General features: G+C 37.5%; 17 protein-coding genes. 12 read left to right on the top strand and 5 right to left on the bottom strand.

Features of this window, described 5'->3' with window-relative positions; translation table 11 throughout:
• Positions 1–200: 200 nt before the first annotated feature.
• Entirely contained in the window at positions 201–1316 is a 1116-nt protein-coding gene (locus tag ACP6PL_RS04920) for an aldo/keto reductase (RefSeq protein ID WP_426543150.1), read from the bottom strand.
• A gap of 266 nt (positions 1317–1582) precedes the next feature.
• Positions 1583–2089, bottom strand: a complete 507-nt coding sequence (locus tag ACP6PL_RS04915) for a bifunctional nuclease family protein (protein ID WP_426543148.1) — start codon at positions 2087–2089, stop codon at positions 1583–1585.
• A gap of 269 nt (positions 2090–2358) precedes the next feature.
• Here ACP6PL_RS04915 and ribE point away from each other — a divergent pair, with 269 nt between their 5' ends.
• The 11 genes from ribE to ACP6PL_RS04860 all read left to right on the top strand — a co-directional run bounded on the left by ribE (position 2359) and on the right by ACP6PL_RS04860 (position 13166).
• Positions 2359–3084: a riboflavin synthase gene (gene ribE, locus ACP6PL_RS04910; protein ID WP_426543146.1), complete on the top strand. Its 726-nt coding sequence runs from the start codon at positions 2359–2361 to the stop codon at positions 3082–3084.
• A 69-nt stretch (positions 3085–3153) separates the two neighbouring features.
• Positions 3154–4377: a hypothetical protein gene (locus ACP6PL_RS04905; RefSeq protein WP_426543144.1), complete on the top strand. Its 1224-nt coding sequence runs from the start codon at positions 3154–3156 to the stop codon at positions 4375–4377.
• Positions 4378–5113: 736 nt separating this feature from the next.
• The gene (locus ACP6PL_RS04900; RefSeq protein ID WP_426543142.1) at positions 5114–5680 is read left to right on the top strand and encodes a GNAT family N-acetyltransferase; all 567 of its coding nucleotides are present in this window, start codon (positions 5114–5116) and stop codon (positions 5678–5680) included.
• Between the two features lie 165 nt (positions 5681–5845).
• The gene (locus ACP6PL_RS04895) at positions 5846–6520 is read left to right on the top strand and encodes an ester cyclase (protein ID WP_426543140.1); all 675 of its coding nucleotides are present in this window, start codon (positions 5846–5848) and stop codon (positions 6518–6520) included.
• Positions 6521–6665: 145 nt separating this feature from the next.
• The gene (locus ACP6PL_RS04890; protein WP_426543138.1) at positions 6666–7445 is read left to right on the top strand and encodes a class I SAM-dependent methyltransferase; all 780 of its coding nucleotides are present in this window, start codon (positions 6666–6668) and stop codon (positions 7443–7445) included.
• Between the two features lie 285 nt (positions 7446–7730).
• A complete protein-coding gene (locus ACP6PL_RS04885; protein ID WP_426543136.1) occupies positions 7731–8960 on the top strand; it encodes a patatin-like phospholipase family protein in 1230 nt (409 codons plus the stop codon).
• A gap of 163 nt (positions 8961–9123) precedes the next feature.
• Positions 9124–9441, top strand: coding sequence for a DUF433 domain-containing protein (locus ACP6PL_RS04880; protein ID WP_426543134.1), 318 nt, complete (start codon positions 9124–9126; stop codon positions 9439–9441).
• A gap of 70 nt (positions 9442–9511) precedes the next feature.
• Positions 9512–9784 carry a DUF5615 family PIN-like protein gene (locus tag ACP6PL_RS04875; RefSeq protein WP_426543132.1) on the top strand — a complete coding sequence of 91 codons (273 nt, stop codon included), beginning with the start codon at positions 9512–9514 and terminating at the stop codon, positions 9782–9784.
• A 29-nt stretch (positions 9785–9813) separates the two neighbouring features.
• Positions 9814–10869, top strand: coding sequence for a M23 family metallopeptidase (locus ACP6PL_RS04870; protein ID WP_426543130.1), 1056 nt, complete (start codon positions 9814–9816; stop codon positions 10867–10869).
• Between the two features lie 556 nt (positions 10870–11425).
• Positions 11426–12373, top strand: a complete 948-nt coding sequence (locus tag ACP6PL_RS04865; protein WP_426543128.1) for a PEP-CTERM sorting domain-containing protein — start codon at positions 11426–11428, stop codon at positions 12371–12373.
• A gap of 373 nt (positions 12374–12746) precedes the next feature.
• Positions 12747–13166: a hypothetical protein gene (locus ACP6PL_RS04860; protein WP_426543126.1), complete on the top strand. Its 420-nt coding sequence runs from the start codon at positions 12747–12749 to the stop codon at positions 13164–13166.
• 150 nt (positions 13167–13316) lie between these two features.
• On the opposite strand, the gene ACP6PL_RS04855 is transcribed toward ACP6PL_RS04860, so the two are convergent.
• Positions 13317–14360 (bottom strand): dipeptide epimerase, encoded by a 1044-nt coding sequence (locus ACP6PL_RS04855; RefSeq protein ID WP_426543124.1) that lies wholly within the window; start codon positions 14358–14360, stop codon positions 13317–13319.
• Positions 14361–14467: 107 nt separating this feature from the next.
• A complete protein-coding gene (locus tag ACP6PL_RS04850) occupies positions 14468–14650 on the bottom strand; it encodes a CsbD family protein (RefSeq protein WP_426543122.1) in 183 nt (60 codons plus the stop codon).
• A 273-nt stretch (positions 14651–14923) separates the two neighbouring features.
• Here ACP6PL_RS04850 and ACP6PL_RS04845 point away from each other — a divergent pair, with 273 nt between their 5' ends.
• Complete coding sequence (locus tag ACP6PL_RS04845) at positions 14924–15781, top strand: DUF6816 family protein (protein WP_426543120.1); 858 nt, start codon at positions 14924–14926, stop codon at positions 15779–15781.
• 224 nt (positions 15782–16005) lie between these two features.
• On the opposite strand, the gene ACP6PL_RS04840 is transcribed toward ACP6PL_RS04845, so the two are convergent.
• Positions 16006–17022 carry a VOC family protein gene (locus ACP6PL_RS04840; RefSeq protein WP_426543118.1) on the bottom strand — a complete coding sequence of 339 codons (1017 nt, stop codon included), beginning with the start codon at positions 17020–17022 and terminating at the stop codon, positions 16006–16008.
• Positions 17023–18483: the final 1461 nt, after the last annotated feature.

Genomic DNA, 18483 nt, shown 5'->3' with positions numbered 1-18483 from the left:
GGCATATCCAATCGACCAAGAGAAGAGAAATGATATTTCCCAATCTTCAATTCCCTCACAGTTTTAACCAGAGGTAATTATCAATTATCCATTATCAATTATCAATTAATGAACTATATTGTTGATTTTTGTAAATTATTATAGCGATACACCTGATATGCTCTGTATATCTTTACAATCTAACAGAATATCTCAAAAATTTAGTCCCACAACCGACGACCAGATGTACCCTTAAATCTCTGATGGGTATCTTTCAATAAACTTGGTATATCCAATTTTTCCGGACATCTGGGTAAACACTCCCCACATTCAGTACATCGGTTGCCTTTGTTACCGGGAAACCAATGACCAGCATTTTCAAACATTCCGTATCGATATTTACTGAAATTTGTCATATCATAAGCTATGCCTAAATTTCTTAATCTGAGAACTTCTGGAATATGAATATCTTCTGGACATGGTAAACAAGCATAACATTGGCTACATTTATCCTTCCCCAAGCGCTTTAAAGCCTCAGTTTCCAAACGGTGAAATATTTCTGTTTCTTGAGAAGTTAGAGGTTCTGTGCGATCGCTCATGGTCAAAGGCCATTCTAATTCTTGTGGCCTAGCAGCACCTACACTTAGAGTTGTAATTCTAGAATCACTTAATAAAAATCGATAATTTAATTCTAGTGGAGAAAAAGGCTGACACAACTCCTGAAGAGTAGGAGGTGCTGTGTATAACTGCCCACCTTTATCTGCTGGAGAAATAATAAAAATGCCCATATCTTTTTGGTGGGCTAGCTCCACTGCGGGGGCATGACGTTGGAAAAAGTAGTAGTAATGCAGATTAATAAATTGAAAAAAGTCTGTGTTAATAGTTGCTAAGATTACCTCTAAAGGGCCATGAGTTGAGAAACCAATATTTTTGACTCGCCCATCATCTATCACCTTCTGAAACGCTCTAATGCCATGATGGATCATTTCTAAATGTTCCCAAGTATTAATCCCATGAATAGCTAGACAGTCTAAATAGTCAACATTTAGATTTTCCAATGATTCATCTATAAAACTTTCTATCAGACTGACATCTTTTGTTGGTGTAATTTTTGTTGTGATATAAAGTTGGGCACGCTGCAACCCAGATACCAAGGCTGCACCCAGGTACTTTTCACTTTTACCATAACCTCTAGCTGTCTCTATATGATTAATACCCATATCCACAGCTTGCTGTATTGTTTCCACAGCATTTTCCTCAGATACCAAATATCGCATAGTGCCCAAAGAAAACACCGAGAGGTTTAAGTTCGTTTTGCCAAACCTGCGGTAATGCACCTGTATATTTTAGTTTTTAGTTTTTAGTTATACTTAGGTGAGCGATCGCTCAGAAAATCTATAATTAATAAATATGATAGTGGTTTGCCTGTAAGTTCAGTACATAAAACCACCTAGAATCTGGCAAAAAGGGAGCAGAGAAGAACTAATAGCCGATTGCTCATACTAACTTTGGCCAAGCATCTCAAATAATCTGTTCAAGTTTTCAGAGAAATCAATCTTTTTTTAACTTTTAATTTTTTACTTTTGACTTCCGCGAAGCGGTATCAAGATAGTTCACCAGTACTAGATCCACCACGTTTGATTAAATCTTCAGGGCGAAGTTTTGACACAAAATCCCTAAATGCTTGTCTTTCTGCTTCATCTGCATCTCTGTCTACAGGGATAGAGGCATCTGCTACTACCTCTTCCATCACCCAAATCGGGCTATTTGTACGGAGGGCAATAGATATAGCATCACTGGGGCGGGCATCAATTTCTTTTTTAGCTTCCCCTTGCTTCACTATTAGCACTGCATAGAATGTATTATCTTGCAATGAGTGAATCACGACTTTTTCCAGAACCCCATTCAGTGATTCTAGAATACTGACCGTAAGATCGTGAGTTAATGGACGTGGTGGCTGATGATTTTCCAGAGCGCTAATAATTGCCTTGGCCTGATCTTGACCTATATAGATAGGCAAGGCACGTCGCTCTGTACTATCTCTTAACAATACAATTGGATTGCGTGTTGCTGCATCCAATGCTATTCCAGCGACTTTCATTTCAATCATTGACTCTGCCTCATTTTATAATTATTTTTGTCAAACTGTATAGGATATAAATGATTATAGGTAAGTAACAACTGGATTTTAATCTGGCTTAATATTTACCTATATTAATTATTTTGACATTTATTGATTATGTTCGATTTTTTCGGAATATGGTATCTACCTTAAATAGCTCACCAGATGATATAGGCAACCTAATTTCAAGGCTAGTAGTGCTGTAACTGTTCATAAAATTTAACTAAACTTTAATTAATTAATTCAGAGGAAAAAAAGTGTTTACAGGATTAGTTCAAGCTTTAGGAAAAATTAAGCTTTTAGCAGAAAGCAAAATTTTAGTCTCTCTAGAATCATCTACTAATAGCCAAATCATCTTAGAAGATTTGGCCATTGGTGATAGTGTAGCTGTAGACGGTGTTTGTCTTACAGTAATAGATATTTTAGCTCAAGGATTTGTGGCGATCGTATCACCCGAGACCTTACAACGTAGTACCCTAGGCCAACTATCGGATAGATATGTGAATCTTGAAACTTCATTAAGAGCAGGTAGCAAGCTAGGAGGCCATTTTGTCACGGGTCACATTGATGGAGTTGGACGCTTGCAAAGCTCTGTTGAAACTATTAATGCCTGGGAAATGACATTTATAGCGCCAGACACAACAGATGAAAAGTGGGAACGTCAGATTGCGCCCTATATCGTACCTAAAGGGAGTATAGCAGTTAATGGTATCAGTTTAACTGTGGCTAATTGTGATGTGGATGGCAACTGGTTTCAAGTAGCAGTTATTCCCCACAGTTTTGATGAAACAAATCTGAGTCATTTAAAAACAGGTAGTTTAGTAAATATTGAAGCAGATATTCTCGGTAAATATGTAGCTAAATTTCTGCGTCATGGATCTAATAATTATTCAGTTTTACCACCAGCTTTAGCAGCAAATTCCACTGTTAATAATTTAAAAGATATTACACCAGAATTTTTGGCAGAAAACGGTTTTATTTAAAGTCAGGAAACATTTTTTCTATTGGGAAAGTCAAGAAGGATGATAAATTTAGTTTAACTAAAAAAAATCATGCCATTCTTTGAAAGTGAATATTTACTGGAAAACCCTAATGTTGCAGCAGCAGTTAATAATGGTTTTATCCCATCTGGTTTAGATCATTATCTCCAATTTGGGCAGTTTGAACAGCGAGCTGCTGCTTTTACTGGCAGCACTAGCAATGACTTTCTCCCAGAATTACCTGTGGGTGTACCAGGAGGGGAAATAGACTTGATCGGAGTACCTGTCACTTTAGATCCTCAAGGCGATCGCTTTTATCAAACAGGTACTACAGGTGATGGGGGTGGTGGTTTTGACACCTTAGTTGGAGGAAATGCTACTGATATTTTTATCTTAGGCGAATCTGGTCAAGATTTCTACAATGGTATAGATAGTAACGTTCGGATTAGCAACTTTGACCCCAATGTTGACATTATCCAGTTGGGCAAAGAGAATAATTCATTTATTACAAATTACACCATTGGTTTTGTACCAGGACAAACAGATGCTTCCATTATTGCCCGTAGCACTACAGGAACAACATTAGCTGTAGTAGAGAATGTTGTCGATCCTGTTACTAACGAGCTACTTTTGGATAGCAGTAACTTCCGCTTTGGTTCCCAAGAACCTCCAAATGGTGAACCTTTACCTCTAGAAGTGTCTTTTGTAGAAGGAGAATATTTAGCAAATAATCCTGGTATTGCTGAAGCTGTCAATAACGGATTCATTAGTTCTGGTTTAGAACATTATCTCAACTTTGGTATTAATGAAAGTCGTGCTGCTTTTTTTAGTGGAACAAGTGGCAGCGATATTGTTAGTCCTGTAGGAACAGAAAATAATTTTGTAGAAATAACAGGAGTTGCAGTAGATTTCTTTTTTGAAAGAGATTTCCGCAGTGATGGGATAGGTGAGTTTGATCGCCTCATTGGTACTCCGGGAGTCAATGAATTTATTCTGGGAACTACTACAGTTATAGTTCCTGTTCTAATACCAAGAGCAGTACCTTTCTATTTCGGTGAAGGTGAAGCAACAATAGTAGACTTTAACCAATTTGAGGGTGATTCTATTGAGATATTTAAGAGTTCAATAGATAATATTCAAGTTTTCCCATTAGGTAATGATTTAGTTATTGAATACCAATCACCAGAGAATATAGATACTATTGCTAGAATTGAAGGTGGAGCTAATTTAAACTTAACTCAAAATATTGAAACAATTGATGATTTATTTGGTATAGATAGAGTTATTTTGTTTTAGTGGTGTGACACCTCTAAAATGTTGCAATAGTAGGGGCGGGTTCCGCGTTAAATTAATGAGTCTTAACCTGAAACTTAGATAAACCCGCCGCCAATCATATAATTAGAACCTTAAATAATTGATAATTGATAATTGATAATTGATAATGAATAATTGATAATTACCTCTCCCTAAAAGCAAGAGGATTGACACGGTAGGGAAGATTTTTTCTCTCTTGGTCGATTGGATATGGCGTTAACGTTAGCGGCTCTGCAAGAGCGGGAAACCTCGCCATCCCATCCTTCGGAATGCTCCGCAAACGACCGCTTGTTTCTCCTTTAAAGGGGAGGCTTTATACCTTAATTATTCGGTAAATATTACAATAGTAGGGGCAGGTTATATTTGAAAGTTCAATGGTCAACCTAAGATTAGATAAACCTGCCCTAATAAAAATTCATTAGACCTATCTGGAAAAGAGAGAGTAGGGAGTAGGGCAAAAGAATAGATTATTTCTGTGCAATAATTGATTTTATTTTTGGCGTTGCACAATCAGGAATGATTAAATCCAAAAGTAGATATTTTTGGATAACTTTTTCTTCAATAATATGTACAGTTTAAAATATATTATCATTCTTTAATGTACAACCCCTTATTTTTTATTATCGGAGATGTCTATTAGCTGTGTCAGTCTAATAGAATGAAATAATCACTAAAGATTTCCCTACTCAAAAGAAACTATTTTTTTATTAAAAATTCAATGAAGATTTTTCTAGAGACAGAAAGATTAATTTTGCGACAATTTACCGAAGCTGATGCAGAATTATTATTTCAGTTAGATAGTGATCCAGAAGTAACTAGATTTACAAAATTAGGCGATCGCTCTGGAACACCTACTGCCTACAATGAGATTAAAAATGAATTTTTGCCTAAAGTTCTTAGATATTACCAAAAATATCCAGGTTATGGTTTTTGGGCAGCTATTGAAAAGTTAAGTAATAAATTTATTGGTTGGTTTCATTTTCGACCAGGTTTAGATAGTTATATGGGAGCAGCTTTGTACCAAGTCGATGATATTGAACTTGGTTATCGGTTACAAAGAAAAGTTTGGGGAAAGGGATATGCAACTGAAGGTTCAAAAGCTTTAATTCGGAAAGGTTTTTTAGAGTTGGAAACACAACAAGTAGTTGCTAGTGCTTTGTTAGCAAATAAAGCGTCTATTCGAGTTATGGAAAAAGTGGGGTTAAAATTTGAACGAAATTTTGTTTATTCAGAGTCTCAGCAAGCAGGTGTTAAATATGCTTTGAATAAAGAAGATTTTATTTAGCAAGGAAGAAGGAAAAAGAAAGAAAGTTGACTAATTATTTTTTTCGTCTTTATTTTTAATCAAAAAGAATTAAATCATTATATAGTATCTATTGCATCTATAAATAACTCAGTAAAATACTAAAGTGTAACTCAACTAATAAAATAATATAATTAAGAAAAAATTATGAGCAATACAGACTCTACTTCTACAACACTACCACTTTGGGTACAAGATAGAGAACAAGTCATTGCTAATGATGAAGGAGTCGAATGGCGAGACGGAACACGACCAGACTATTCTCATAACGATCGGGTTTTCGAGCAAGAAAGAAAATATCATCATCCAGAAGGATCGTTAGAAGCGATCGCTCATAACCTAGTCCGAACTTTTGAGATGGAAGCATCTAATAAAGCCAATCCTCAGCAGTGGTTATCCGTTGTTGCCGATCAATTTCGCATGAGTAGTAATGGAGGTAAAGAATATACTGCCCAAGAAACAGCCGAACAAGGAACATACAATCTTTTTATCGGTAAAAGTAAACATTATAATCCAGAAGAAGAAACTTTTAAATCATCCTTTGAAACTTTTCATACAGCTTTTCCTGATGGGTTTCTTTGGGAAGTAATAGAAGTGCTTTCAGGACCGCCAAATGTTACTTTTAAATGGCGACATTGGGGAACTTTTAAAGGTAATTTTAAAGAGTATCAACCGACTGGTGAAACCATTGAAATGGTTGGGATGAGTATTGCTAGACTAACTGAAGATTTAAAGATTTTATCTGTAGAACATTATTTTAATAATAGCAAATTTCTCAAAGATTTAACTGCTGGTGGTTGCCCATTTCATAGTCAAAAATAATAACATTATCTAAAAAAAATCAGCAATAGGGTCAATAGATCTATGGTATAGTTTTCCAACAATTGAGTGGTGAAAAAAATTTAAGTAATTAACTACTTCCTACACCTCTACTTTTCTCCTTTCTTTGCTCCTGTAGGGGCAATTTATGTTTTCGGAACATAATAAACAGAAATTGTCCCTACTTACCCAATTATTTATAATTGTTCAACATGATATAACTATGCCTAGTCCTGACTATTCCCAACAAGCCGAACGATACGCTCTTAGAGAACTAAATAATACAGACTACCTCGCATTTCGGACTGTTGCAGAACACCGTTTGCTGAGAGACTCCTTTGTTCTCGATCTTGGCTGTGGTTCAGGTCGTTCAAGCCGTTTTTTGAAAGCCCTGGGGAATCATGTTGTGGGTGCAGATATCAGTCCAGAGATGATTGCACAAGCCAGGAAAGCAGATCCAAAAGGTGACTACCATCTTCTCAAACCCAGCCAGCCTTTGCCTTTTGTGGATGGACATTTTCAGGCTTTTTTCTCAAGCTGGATGTTACTTGAAATTGGCAACCGGAGTGATCTTGATTTAATTGTACGCGAGATGGCTCGAATTATCTGCCCATCTGGTTTTGGTATAGTAGTTACTAACACAAAGGAGTTTTACGAAGGAAATTGGCTATCTTGCTTAGTAGACTTTCCAGAGAATGAGCCACCCCTCCATTCGGGGCAACAAGTTAAGGCTCGTCTGCTCCCGGAAAACATTGATGTAACCGATTATTTTTGGAGCGATAAAGACTACAAAATGGTGTTTATCCAAGCTGGTTTGACGGTAAAACAGGAATTTAGACCTCTTGGAAACAGCTCAGATCAACTTCATTGGAAAGATGAGATTAGGATAGCTCCTTATGTTATTTATCAATTGGAGAAAAGTCTTTAATAACTAGATTTTTATGAGTAAAGCAATAATTTGTGAAAGTCAACAAGATGAGAACTGAAGATTAAAAAATGGAACATCCCTATAAGCTTTATGGTTTTAAATTGAGGGGATCTACCTGAAAACGGCTATAATAATAATTTGACTTTTGAATGAAGATTTAGGTAAGGCGATCGCTTCTTGGTTACAATTAGAAGCATAATGTATGTCAGATATTTGTACCTAAAACTGTGTTATTCTTAGTTATTAGTTGCAATTAGCTTAAAGTTTAAGTTTTCCAGGAGTAGTATGACTGCAGAGAATGAAAATAGTAAAACAAAGTGCAGAATTCTCAGCCTAGATGGCGGTGGTATCCGTGGAGTTTTATCCGCAAGACTTCTCAAGGAAGTAGAAGACAATCTAGCAAAAGAAGGCCACAAATTACATACATATTTTGACTTTGTTGCTGGGACATCTACTGGCTCAATTCTGGCTGCGGGTATTGCTTGTCAGAAAAGTGCTGATGACATGATTAAACTCTATAAAGAAAAGGGAAAAGATATTTTTCTCGACAGTGTGAGTAAGCAAAGGAAAAAATGGAGACCTATCAGCACACTTGTGGGAGATAATATCCTTGGGTTAAGGACAATTTCTAGTAAATTTTTCGGTGATGTGTTATACCCCCATAAAAAGGGAGACCAGGGTTTAGCTAAAGTATTACAGGAAAAATTAGTATTAGAGGGACAATCAACACCTGCGAACTTGAAGGATATTAAAGAACTTCGAATTCTGATTCCTGCTTATGATGTTGATAGCCGCAACACAACTTGGTTTTGCAACCCTCCTGATGATGAGAAACATTGGTATGATGACATAGAGCTATGGGAAATATGTACTGCTTCAGCATCAGCTCCAACATTTTTTCCCCCTTATAACCTTCTCGATAAAATGAAAAGTCGTCCGCACATTGATGGTGGGGTATCAGCTAATAACCCATCGTTAATTGCTATCGCTCGTGCCTTTGAACTTGACAGAGAATTAAATTGGAGCAATATTGCTGTACTTTCTATTGGAACTGGTCAGACAACTAAGTCTTACAGTTATGAAGAGATCAAAAGGTGGGGAGCGGCAAGTTGGGCTAAAAATATACCCAATATATTTATGGACCCTTCTGCGATAAGTTCAGAAACGATTTGCAGGCGAATGATGACAATGCAAGGAGGCGATTATCGTAATTACCTACGTTTGAGTTTTGATCTACAAGATTATTACGAAGAGTGGAAAAAGAATAATAAGCATATTAAGAAGAGTGAGGAAAAGAAAAAATTTGAAGAATTCCAAGAAATAGACAATCCTGATAATTTTGACGAGCTAATAAAAGCGGCTCAATGGTATCTTGATAAAGGCTATGTTGATAAGTATAAAGATACATGGCCTGATGGAGAGCAAAAAGTAATTGAAGCAATTGAAGACTTTATCAAAACTAATCCCAAGCCTATAAACGATTCAAATTCCGATCCAGATTCTGAGTCTGATTAGATCTTGAGCTATGGGTAGCACATAGTAGTTTGGGTAAATAATTCCTACCTTTCAAAAGAATGAAATTAAGAGCGATCGCTTTTGACAAAAATTTGAAAACTGAATTATCTTATCATTAAAGATAGTCAACAGAGCGATCGCTATCTACTTATCAATTAAAACTATGACAACAACCAATACCGAATATAAATATGTGCATCTCGACGAAAAAAATGTCCCTATGATTACGGGAAGCACGATGAAAGTAGTCGAGTTAATCACCTCAGTTAAAGCTTACAGTTGGAAACTAGAAGAGTTGCACGATAATTATCCTCATTTGAGTATGAGTCAAATTCATTGTGCTCTAGCTTATTATTGGGATAATCAAGTAGAAATAGATGCAGATATGGAAAAGCGTTATGAGTATGTAGAAAAATTACGCCGAGAAGCAGGAGAGTCGCCGTTCGTCAAGAGACTGAAGGCAGAGGGAGTCATTCAGTGAGTATAGCTTTTTATATGGATAAAATGTAGCTCGGCAAATTACAGAAGGGTTGCGTCAGCGGGGGATAGAGGTGTTGACAGTGCAAGAAGATGGTCTATCTGGAGAGCCATATCCGACAGTATTTAATCGTGCTACTCAACTCCAACGTGTCTTGTTTACTCAAGATGATGATTTTCTTGCTGAAGGGAGTCGCCGTCAAGCTGAGAGTGTAAGTTTTTCTGGAGTTATCTATGCCCATCAATCGCGGGTTTCCATTCGTAAATGCGTAGAAGACTTGGAAATAATTGCTAAAGCTTCTTTTCCTGAAGAGCTTGCAGATCGGGTTATCTACTTGCCTTTGTAATATTAGACGATGATAACTAAAGAAAAAATATGAAAGTTAAAAATTATTTTTATGGTTTTCTTACCGCATTAGTAATAGTATTAGCAACTAACTACCTGCTAACTGCTAATGCTCATACCCCACTATTTCAAAATTCTGTCATTGACAACTCTATTGCTCAAGTCCGAAATAATCCCAAATTTGCCATACCTGTTGAATGTAAGCTAGACAAAGACTGCTTTATTTTATTGTATAGCGATCGCGACCCCAGTCCGAAAGCGGTAGATTTTGGTTGCGGCAGGCAAACTTACGACGGTCACAAGGGAACAGACTTTGCTATATCTGATGAAAAAATCATGGCGAAAGGTGTGGCGGTAGAAGCGGTTGCTCCTGGTAAAGTGTTACGAGTGCGAGACGGAATACCCGATCGCCGAGTCAAAAATCAAGCAGATCGGGATGCAGTGAAGAACATTGAATGTGGTAATGGAATGGTTATAGATCATGGTAATGGTTGGGAAACTCAATATTGTCATCTCCGCAATGGTAGTGTTGTCGTTAAACCAGGAACAGTTGTTAAAGCAGGTACTGACCTGGGGATGGTGGGAGAGTCTGGTTTAGCTTCCTTTCCTCATGTACATTTGAGCTTTCGATATCAGGGAGAAATTGTCGATCCATTTGTGGGAGCAAATGCTAAGAGTGGTTGTAATACTGCTCGTAATTCGATTTGGCAACAACCCTTGAGTTATAAACCGACTGGTTTTATTAGAAGTGGGTTTGCTGCTGCTGCACCGACTATGGATGATTTATGGTCTGGCAAATTTTACGATACGGTTTTGCCAGGAAATAGTGCTGCATTAATATTTTGGGTACAAATTTATGGCGTGTTACCTGGGGATGAGGAACATTATCAATTATTTGCTCCTAACGGCGATCGAGTTATAGACAATAAAAAGGAAATTAAATCTGCGAAAAAGACATGGATGGGATATGTAGGTAAACGCAATAATTCTCAGTCTCTTGCTAGAGGTAAATGGAGGGGTGAGTATAGTTTGACTAGAGGTAATAAAGTATTGGTAAGTGTGAGAAAAGAGGTTCAATTAAATTGAAGAAACAAGATTTATGTACGAGGTACATTTACGATCCCCCTAAATCCCCCTTACAAAGGGGGACTTTTTGTTAGTTCCCCCCATACAAAGAGGGGGGTTAGGAGGGATCTAATAACCAAAGGGGGACTGATAGCTTTTTTCTACTAAGAAGCGCCAGCATATAATACGTAACATTGAAAAATTTGTAGGGGCGGGTTTCAACAAAAACCTTGATACAAACGCATTCATTCATCAAAACCCGCCCCGCGCCCTGTACAGCCATATCGTCTGGGGGCGGGTTTATTTTATTTTGGTGTTTCCACCCATTAACACCCTGCGCGGAACCCGCCCCTACTTTTTCCCCCCGCCCCTTTCATTAAATCCATCAAATAAATGAACACAATCTTAGGCATAAGATGTTGTAATAGTATGAATATTTGATGAAGAAGATGAGGAAATTGCCTGATTTTATGAAGATTTAATGAAGTAGGCGAAATGCTGTTGACACTAGGGGGGTCGATTATATTTCCCTACAAGGGAATGTAGAAGAAAAAATTCGCATTCTTAAATTTACCAAATGATGATGATTATGAAAAATCGACTGCAGCAAGCAATAGTACAAGCAATAGTTTTGGTGGGAGCTACCTTCTCCTTCCCACTACAATCAGCCCACTCAGCAGCATTAAATACCACCACAATTGAATACGAGAACGACTACAAATTGGTGGTAGAATGGGCTGGCTCAGAGGGGTCTGGACTTGATGGTATGATACATGATTCTGAACTAGAGCTCTACAATGCGAAATTGTTGGATTCGAACGGAAACGTCGTTGTTGATGATGTTGGGTTATTGAACCCCGAATTCTTAGAGGTTGAAGAAAACAGATGGATATTGAATTCCGGAGAAATCGAATGGAAGACCTCAGATTTTTGGAATATGCATTATGATTCATCACCATCGGAAAACTTGAGGAATGAAATCGGAACGATCCTTGGCGCTCCCTTGCTCCCTAAATCAGAGATTTCCCTCCACTCGTCCTCCCTCTCCACCTCGACTACCTCAGTGTTCTTACTCGATGGAACGCTATCGGTACTTCTTGAAGTTGTGTATGAGCCCGATGGAGAGTTCTTAGGTCCGCATGGTGAGTATTTTGGACCTATTTATGATGTCCTTCTCCAGATTTCAGTAACGGGAGAAGTGTACGATCCGACGAGCGTCAGCCCAGCAGAGTCCCAGGAGGGCAGCAATGCGATCGCGCAGGGAACCGACATGGGGCAGCCGATAGCACTGCTGCAGGCTGGGGCTGGGGCTACGGCGGGGGGGGAGACGGCGGGCTTCTTGGGGTCAGGCGAGACCGAGGGTTTGGCGACTGGGGCGACTGGGGCCGACCAACAACAACAAACTCCTCCAGCAGCAGCTACCACCCCAGAACCCTCGACTATCTTTGGTTTTATCACACTTAGCGGTTTAATGCTAGCTGGAAGAATAAATACTAGAAAGGCAAAAACATCCCAAAAAGCCTAGTAAATTAAAGCCAAGAGACCAAGAAAATTTTCCCATTACGATACCTGGCACGGGGGCACAAGCAGATGCCAGGCCACATAAAGGCGTTTTGCAAGAATCAATTGGTAACTGAAAAGACATGGGCAGACCAAAAAGAGAATTCAAGGCAGGATATTCGTATCACATTACGACTCGGTGTAATAACAGAGATTTCAATTTCACCCGCAGAGAAACCAGAGAAATACTGTTACATATCATCAAACAAGCACAAGAAAAATACCCATTCAAACTTTACGCCTTGTGCATCATGCCTATGGCACGTCCATTACCTAATGGAAGCTGAAAACCCCGATGATATACCGAAAATCATGCACTGGATAATTGGTACTCTGCCATGTCTTTCAACGCCCTGCTGAACCGTAAAGGACACTTTTGGGAACAAAGATACACCTGTCATGGGTTCCCCAACTCCGACAAACAAAGAGCATTAAACACCATCCGCTATATTCATGCTAACCCCAAGGCAGCAGGGATCAGAGAAGGCTTTTTCTATGACTTTTCTAACTATGGTACTTATGAACAACTAACCACGGATGGCATTACTCAATGGCATCCAGCTTTCTTTGAATTAGGTACATCCCTAGAAGAATGCGCCGACAAATACAAAGGTTTCTGTCGGCGTTATACACCAAATTTTAAGTTATTATTTGTCATTGCGTTAGCGAAGCTTTGCGATAGCAAACGGAACGAAGTGGAGCGAAGCAATATCAACGTTCGAGATTGCTTCATTACGCTGACGCTTCATTCGCAATGACTATTCCCATATCATGGTGGGTAAAAGAATATTAAGCAAAGTTCTGAAAACAAAAGTATCCCCCGGTCAAATTCCCTTACCATTTTTGATAGAAAAAATTGTATTGATAGAAATTCCAGCACAATAAATTTTCCTCTATATAATTATTAATTATTGAACGACCCCCAACCCCGGCAATTCATTCGGCAACAACCGCCCTTTCTCCATCACTGCACCGGTAAACGGATCGTCAATCAAATTTAGATGACTATCCAAATCTAAATAATCTGCAAATGGTGCAAGTTGCGCTGCTGCTGTATTTGCCAAACAACTGTCAGAATAACAACCAAACATCACTTGCAACCCACAAGCTTTGGCTACATAAACCATCCGCATCGCTTCCGTTAACCCCCCTGACTTCATCAACTTAATATTGATACCATGTACTCTGTCTGCCAACATAGGAATATCCTTAGCAGTAAAACAACTTTCATCCACAAAAATAGGTAATGGCGATCGCTCATAAAGATGTGGTAAGTCTTTCATTGCCGAAACAGCAGCTAATGGTTGTTCGACATAAACAACTCCAACTTTTGCCAACCAATCACACATTTTTACTGCATCTTCCAAACTCCAACCCCCATTTGCATCCACATATAACAAAGCATCGGGAGGTGCTTCCTCTTTCACCGCCATCAACATTGCTTTATCCGCTTCAATACCTTCGGGACTACCTAATTTTACTTTCAACACCCGCGCATCAATAAAATTTAGCCACTTTCGCACCCTTTGTCTAGCAGCTTCCAGGGTGCTGATACCGATAGTAACAGAAATAGGCACAATGCGATCGCGTTCTAATCCCCAAAGTCGCCATAAAGGCAACCCTACTTTTTTCCCTATCCAGTCATGCAAAGCAATATCAATAGCTGCTCTAGCTGCTGATGGTATTTGTAATTCTGTTAAGACTTGCTCAATTTGTTGTCGCTCAAGTGGATTAAATTTTTCTAGAGCGGGGGTAAGTTGTTGTAAAGCTTGTTGTAAAATTGTAGTAGTTTGTGGTTTTTCTCCTACTGAAAATGGTGAAGCTTCTCCCCAACCTTCAATATCTTCTTGTTGTATTTTTACCAAAATATTGGTACTCTCAGTAGTAGTTCCCCGACTAATAGTTAAAGGAAATCTTTTATGGACAGTAAATGTTTGAATCTGAATTTGCATGATTATCAATCTTGAGTATGTAGGGATACTAATATTAAAAAAGAGCATTCTACAAGATGCTCTCAAATCAAATACTTTTGAATTTTAAAATTTCTAGAATTTCTGGATTAATCAATCATTTTTTTTACTCGATCTTTTAAGTTTTCAACAGATTGTTGAGCTGATGCTTCAATTTGCTTTTTCTTTCCTTTAATTTTTTGTTTGTTGTCTCCTGTGATTTCACCTAAAGCTTCTTGAGATTGTCCCTGTAGTTTTTTAAATGCTGCCTTGATTTTATTTATCAAACCCATTTTATTACTCCTAGATAAAATAATTTTCAGCTAGTTAAGCATCTAATAAACATTTTTTTTACACACAATGAATCCTTAAATTGTAAAATTTTTACTAGGCTCTAGTGGGTAATTTATTTTGTCTATTTGCTTATACTATAGAATGGTATATTAAGAGGAATATATTTGTCAATCTACTTAATATTTCTTGAAATTGCCATCTTTTTTACAATTATTAATACTATACTAGATAAATTGTCTCATAAAAAAATCAACCATATAACTTACAAGTATATGAAAAGTTATCAAAATTTTTGGCAAGTAATCTTTAATTTGAGCTTAATTACAATTGTTTTACTTTGGACTAATGATGCAGCAGCAGAAACTCTTGCTGACAGAATTGATAATTTTCCTAACTGGGAAAATAAACCATCAATTAGTGCTGCTAAGACAGATTTAATTTATCCAGACTGGATGGCGGGAAATTGGAATGTCAAAAGCACTTTAATAGATATGGTTGCTCCATTAGCTCCAGAAATTGTCACGCCAGGTTTTGAAAATAATCGTCAATATTTGGATCAACCAGTAAATTTTCAAGTTAAATTTATTAAGCTTGAATCAAACTTGAATACCAAAGAAATATCAGGACAAAAATTAATAAATTTTCCTACATCTTGGTCTTCTGTGATTAAAAATAGCAAAATTGAAAAATTAGATTTACCTCCAGAGGCAGTTATCGCCGACCGAGAATTTAATGGGTTAAATATTGGCAAAGCATTGTTGGGTGATGAAGCAATTTTATCTGTCAAAATTAACCAAGATAATCCTAATCGCCAGACAACTATTTTGGCAGATAATCTAGAGTTAGTTTCGCTTATTAGCGGTCGCTCTAGTGAACAATTAAACCCAGATAATTTTATTAGTTGTGAAATAACTCAACAGCTATTTCAGGGGGAGACAATGATTTACTTAAATGAGGTAGAAACAACTACAGATTATCATCATATTATTGATAAAAATAGAGGAGAAATAATTGAGGCTAATCAGATAACAGCTATTTATTTATCTCCTCAAGACCCCGATTATTTTTTAGCAGTTAATCATCCTGTAGCATTGTATCGTTATCAATTAGAATTATCTGCTGTTCAATAATATCAAATCTAATAGGTATAAAAAAGTATAGAAACCGGGTTTGTATTAAATGCCCTACCATACTAACATCTATCTCAGACAAACCCGGTTTCTGGTTTGAGTGTGTCAGTAGAAAAATAATCAGGCTGACTGCTGAATGCTGAGTGCTAACCGCTTTTTTAATTCTTTGAAGTTTTTCAATATTTCTTCCTCCTTGTAATAGCTGAATGCTGAATGCTGAATGCTTACTTACTAATTAAATTCCATAAATAACCATCAGGAGCAACAAAAGAAAAACTCTGTTCGCCAAATTCATTATCAACAATATCTGTAACTTGTGTCACTGCTGAATTTTTAACTCGGTCAAAATAATATTTTATATTATTAACTCGATAAGTATACAAAGACATTCCTAAACAACCAGGTTGCGACTTTTCAAAACAAGATTTCAATTTAATTTTTTCAGGAAACCGAATAATATACATTCTGCCAGATCGCGCTTTCTGCCAATTTGTTGAAGAGCGCGGGTCATCAAAAGCAGTAAGTGTAAACTTTTCCCCTGGTTGCAAATCAAAAATTTGTCTGGCTGCTTCTGAGCTTTCATAAGTAGTTTCGGAGTTATCTCGTGCCCTCAATAAACCTAACACATCCTCATAAAACTGCAAGGTTTCCTTACTATCATCTTGTACAATCATACCTGCATGGGTAAATTGGCTAGTTTTTAAAGTAGAGGCAAGATCGATTTTTCCATATTGTGGCACTGTGTAATTGAACCTTTGAAAAAAAACCTGGCGCGTCAATGGTTGTAACAACATCATTTCCCGAACTCCCACTGCTGGATCAACAAATGGGCGACCTTTATCTGTTTTGTAAATTATTTCCCACTGGGGAAAAGTGTATTTAATAGGTAAACCTGCTAACTTGCCATCCTCAGCATGGTTAAGAATATTCAAAACATCGGTAGTTAAACTTGTTGCCCAACGGTTGCCCAAAACTTTCATAGATGTCATTTCTAAACCTTCATTAATTGGTTTTTCCCAAATCATGAGGCGAATTAAACCATGATCAATATCTTGGTGATAAAGTCGAATGGAGCGTAAATGGGAATTTACCCCATATAAGTTGTTAACTGTAGAAGCGGTTAATTCTCCTGTTTTGCCAATGCGATAACCAAATTGTTGCCAATATTGAATCATTGGCAAGGGTTCAGTTATGCCAATGCAGACTTCGTAGATACCTTCGATAGTGGGATTTTTATTCATATTTTTTATACATTTGATTATAATTTTTTATAATAAAGTCTTTGTTTGTAGTTGGGCTTTAGCCCTTCCCACTATAGCCGGCTTAAAGCCCATATAATTAGGAATTACGCAGTAAAACTTATTACACAGTTCATTGCAACCGACAGGGAAGCAATCTCTCATTTAGTTTTTCTTACCTTTATTGTAAATCTTGATAATATAATAAATTATTCAATTTGTCATTGCGAGGCAGTAACACCAATAAATTAACCCGATTTATGATAGGCGATCGCCAAGCTGTTGTTTGTAGTTTTGCGTAAAATTAAAATTAACAAATTATATCATGTCCGGTAGCATCGGTATTGTATAGAGAAGGTAAGGAAGAAGGAAGAAGGAAGAAGGAAGAAGAAGGAGGGAAGAAGGGAAGAAGGGAAGAAGGGAAGAAAAAACCTTACATAAGGTAAATATTTCCCCAACTTTTACACAAACGATACCAGCGGACATGATATTATTCGATTTGTCCGATTCAAGGCGCTTGTTAGAATAAGTTAATATTCTAACTTTGAGTCGATAGGCGATCGGCAAGTATGATCATTCCAGTCACCCTTGGGGCGGGGGGTTTGGATTATTCCCGTTCTTCTGTGTGAATTTAGGTAGAAGAATGCGCCGACAAATACAAAGGTTTGTGTCGGCGTTATAGAACCCCTAAGCGTATCTTTATAAATATGCGCGTTAGCTAGGAGTTAGGAGACAGGAGACAGGAGACAGGAGTTCAAGAATTGAGAATTGAGAATTAAGAATGCGCGAATTACCTCTCCTTGAAAAGAAGAGGATTGACGAACAGGAAATTTTTTATTTATTATCCCCTATCCAAGGGGAGGCTTTAAACCACAATATTTCGGTAAGAGGTAAGAGGGAAGATGTGGGGAGAAATAATAAAAAAAATTCAACACTCCTTGAGATAATTTTTCCTCATTCTTGATGCACGAAAAGACTTGAGTTGCATAATTATATAGAGCTCAAATGGGTTCTATACACCCAGGAAAAAATCAGCTAAGAAAAGTGATATCATGTCCGCTGGTATCGTTTGTGTAAACCCAAGTGTGAATATTTATATCATGTCCGGTTGAATAGTTATAGAACCCATTTGGGATCTATAACATTAGCTGGAAAGATGGGGAGATGGGGAGATGGGGAGATGATGAAGCAAGGGGCTATTTTTATACTTTTTTCCCTATTCTATTTCTGGAAATTCTGACTCCTAACTCCTGTCTCCTAACTCCTGTCTCCTGTCTCCTGTCTCCTGTCTCCTAATCCTCACTTCTGCAAAGATACCCTCAGGGGTTCTATAAATAAATGAGGGAGGAGTCAGGAGTCAGGAGGGAAGAGAGCAAAAAGAAAGTATAAAAATAAGAAAGTTTTTTTATCACAGGACTTACGCAAAGACACTATATATAGCGTATGCCAAATAGAGCGATGTAG

Origin of the sequence: Dapis purpurea BLCC-M126, assembly GCF_050015975.1 — a bacterium.
Lineage (GTDB): Bacteria > Cyanobacteriota > Cyanobacteriia > Cyanobacteriales > Microcoleaceae > Trichodesmium.
This window is presented reverse-complemented; position numbering and strand designations above follow the sequence as displayed.

Excerpts from the sequence above, each read along its gene's own strand:
- ACP6PL_RS04885 (WP_426543136.1), top strand. The coding sequence starts at position 7,731 with ATGACTGCAGAGAATGAAAATAGTAAAACAAAGTGCAGAATTCTCAGC.
- ACP6PL_RS04850 (WP_426543122.1), bottom strand. The coding sequence starts at position 14,650 with ATGGGTTTGATAAATAAAATCAAGGCAGCATTTAAAAAACTACAGGGA.
- ACP6PL_RS04900 (WP_426543142.1), top strand. The coding sequence starts at position 5,114 with ATGAAGATTTTTCTAGAGACAGAAAGATTAATTTTGCGACAATTTACC.
- ACP6PL_RS04895 (WP_426543140.1), top strand. The coding sequence starts at position 5,846 with ATGAGCAATACAGACTCTACTTCTACAACACTACCACTTTGGGTACAA.
- ACP6PL_RS04860 (WP_426543126.1), top strand. The coding sequence starts at position 12,747 with ATGTCTTTCAACGCCCTGCTGAACCGTAAAGGACACTTTTGGGAACAA.
- ACP6PL_RS04845 (WP_426543120.1), top strand. The coding sequence starts at position 14,924 with ATGAAAAGTTATCAAAATTTTTGGCAAGTAATCTTTAATTTGAGCTTA.
- ACP6PL_RS04915 (WP_426543148.1), bottom strand. The coding sequence starts at position 2,089 with ATGATTGAAATGAAAGTCGCTGGAATAGCATTGGATGCAGCAACACGC.
- ACP6PL_RS04890 (WP_426543138.1), top strand. The coding sequence starts at position 6,666 with ATGTTTTCGGAACATAATAAACAGAAATTGTCCCTACTTACCCAATTA.
- ACP6PL_RS04880 (WP_426543134.1), top strand. The coding sequence starts at position 9,124 with ATGACAACAACCAATACCGAATATAAATATGTGCATCTCGACGAAAAA.
- ACP6PL_RS04870 (WP_426543130.1), top strand. The coding sequence starts at position 9,814 with ATGAAAGTTAAAAATTATTTTTATGGTTTTCTTACCGCATTAGTAATA.
- ACP6PL_RS04905 (WP_426543144.1), top strand. The coding sequence starts at position 3,154 with ATGCCATTCTTTGAAAGTGAATATTTACTGGAAAACCCTAATGTTGCA.
- ACP6PL_RS04840 (WP_426543118.1), bottom strand. The coding sequence starts at position 17,022 with ATGAATAAAAATCCCACTATCGAAGGTATCTACGAAGTCTGCATTGGC.
- ACP6PL_RS04865 (WP_426543128.1), top strand. The coding sequence starts at position 11,426 with ATGATGATGATTATGAAAAATCGACTGCAGCAAGCAATAGTACAAGCA.
- ACP6PL_RS04855 (WP_426543124.1), bottom strand. The coding sequence starts at position 14,360 with ATGCAAATTCAGATTCAAACATTTACTGTCCATAAAAGATTTCCTTTA.